We start from the raw sequence: 2,407 nt of genomic DNA, 5'->3' as shown, positions 1-2,407 counted from the left end.
GAGCCTCTCCTCAGACAGCTTGGCAATGAGCGCTCCACCTTTGACGAGAAGGATATCGCAAGGGTCATCCACCGCTATGTCGATGATCCGGCAGACTTTGCCAATATCCGTGCACGACTGATGGCTTCTCCTGATCTGGTGCTCCTTAAACCACAGCAGTCTGGCGCGCTGACCGACCCGATCAAGGGTCGTGTGAATGGCCGGGTGAAGGGCGAGGCAACGGAACCGGCCATCTTCACCACCCGAAAGATCCTGCGCACCGAACATAACATGATGCGTTCAGCCGATATCCTGTCTGGGAGGAAGGGTTTCGGGATTTCGGACGCTGGACGCGCAGCGGCATTGCGTTTCGTCGAAGAGGACAATCCACTGAAGCCGTTTAGGCTGGATCTTGAGCAGATTGAAGCCATTCAGCATGTAACGGGGGACAGCGGTATCGCTGCTGTCGTCGGTCTTGCCGGTACGGGCAAGTCGACATTGCTTGCAGCTGCGCGCCTTGCCTGGGAAAGCGGACATCATCGCGTCCTGGGCGCGGCACTTTCCGGCAAGGCTGCCGAGGGGCTGGAGGAGAGTTCCGCCATCAGATCGCGAACGCTTGCCGCGTGGGAGCATGCCTGGAATAACGGGCGCGATCAGTTGATGCGCGGTGACATCCTCGTCATCGACGAGGCAGGCATGGTCTCGTCGTTGCAAATGGCACGTGTGCTGGATGCCGTAGAAAAGGCTGGCGCAAAGGTTGTTCTGGTCGGCGATGCCATGCAGCTTCAGCCGATCGGGGCCGGTGCGGCTTTCCGGGCAATATCGGAGCGGATCAGTTCCGCCGAACTTGCCGGTGTGCGCCGGCAACAGGATGAATGGGCACGCGATGCCTCAAAACTCTTTGCTCGCGGTGACACCGCGGCGGGACTGGAGATCTACGCCAGACGCGGGCATCTGGTCGAGGCGGAAACCCGGGATGCACTGATCGGGCGTCTGGTCAGGGACTGGACGGATGCGCGGCGGAAATTGATCACGCCATCACAGACGGGACGAGGCGTGCAACCCGGGACGGGGATCGCAGCACCAAACGGTGGTGGCCAGTTGCCGGGTGATGCATTGCTGGTGCTGGCGCACACCAACAGGGATGTCCACAGGCTGAATGAAGCCTTGCGCAAGGTGATGCGGGAAGAGGGAGCGCTCGATGGCGCGCGCCGCTTCCGGACGGAGCGGGGCATGCGGGAGTTTGCTGCAGGCGACCGGATTATCTTTCTCGAGAACGCCCGTTTCCTCGAACCGCGTGCAAGGGGAAACCGTCCGCAATACGTCAGGAACGGCATGTTCGGCACGGTGGTCTCCACCGGCAACGCATTCCGCGCGCCGCTTCTTTCTGTCCGGCTCGACAGCGGCAACGAGATTGTTCTCAGCGAGGACAGTTACCGCAACATCGATCACGGCTATGCGGTGACAATCCACAAGTCGCAGGGCGCGACTGTCGACCGGACCCTTGTGCTTGCCAGCGGCATGATGGACAGGCACCTGACCTATGTGTCCATGACCCGTCATCGTCACAGGGCTGATCTTTATGCTGCACGCGAGGACTTCAGGCCCGAACGGGAGGACAGATCCCGTATTGATTACGCGAAGGGGATCACCGGCGAACTGGTCGAAACCGGGGTGACAAAATTCCGGTCCTGGGATGAGGACACGAATGATACGCCCTATGCTGATCTGAAGGTTGAGGGCGGGAAGGTCCATCGCCTCCGGGGTGTCGGTCTGCCGGCAGCCCTGTCTGCGGCGGGAGCTTCAAAAGGGGATACGGTCACGCTTCGCAAGGATGGCGTCGAGACCGTGTCGGTAAAAATTGCAGTCCCTGATGCGCAAGGCGGTGAAAGGCGCTTTGAGGAGCGCACGGTTGAACGCAATGTCTGGACGGCCAGGCTGCATGAAGCCACAGGTGTCCGCCGCAAAAGCATTGAAGGGGAAAGCCACACACCGGAATTGTTCCGGCAACTGGCCAAACGCCTCGGGCGCTCGGGCGCCAAAACCACGACGCTGGATTTTGCTGGCGAGGCTGGCTACCAGGCACATGTGCGGGACTTTGCCCGCAGGCGTGGTATCGACACACTTGCCGGGATTGTCGCTGGCACAGGGGCAGGAGCACGACGCCAGCTGGCGTGGCTGTCGCAAAAGCGCCAGCAGGTGGCAATGCTGTGGGAGCGAGCAGGTGCGGCGCTCGGTTTGGCAATCGATCAGGAACGCAAGGTTTTTTATCATGAGAGGCAATCCGAAAGATTCCCCATGCAGAATCCGACAGCCCGGATGTCCGTGGATCGAAATTCTCCGGGTTCGCCCCGGATCCGGCCGACTGACAATATCGGGCAGGGCCGGGAAGCCCGCTCCATACCGCCGCTGCTTGCTGCTGTGACAG

Annotated in this window: 1 protein-coding gene; it reads left to right on the top strand. The window is 60.9% G+C overall.

Features of this window, described 5'->3' with window-relative positions; all coding sequences use genetic code 11:
• Window positions 1-2,407: Ti-type conjugative transfer relaxase TraA (gene traA / locus ACOWVS_RS23335; RefSeq protein WP_075042549.1), on the top strand; the 2,407-nt coding region annotated here is incomplete at both ends.

Origin of the sequence: Brucella sp. IR068, from assembly GCF_049065885.1 — a bacterium.
Lineage (GTDB): Bacteria > Pseudomonadota > Alphaproteobacteria > Rhizobiales > Rhizobiaceae > Brucella > Brucella intermedia.
This window is presented reverse-complemented; position numbering and strand designations above follow the sequence as displayed.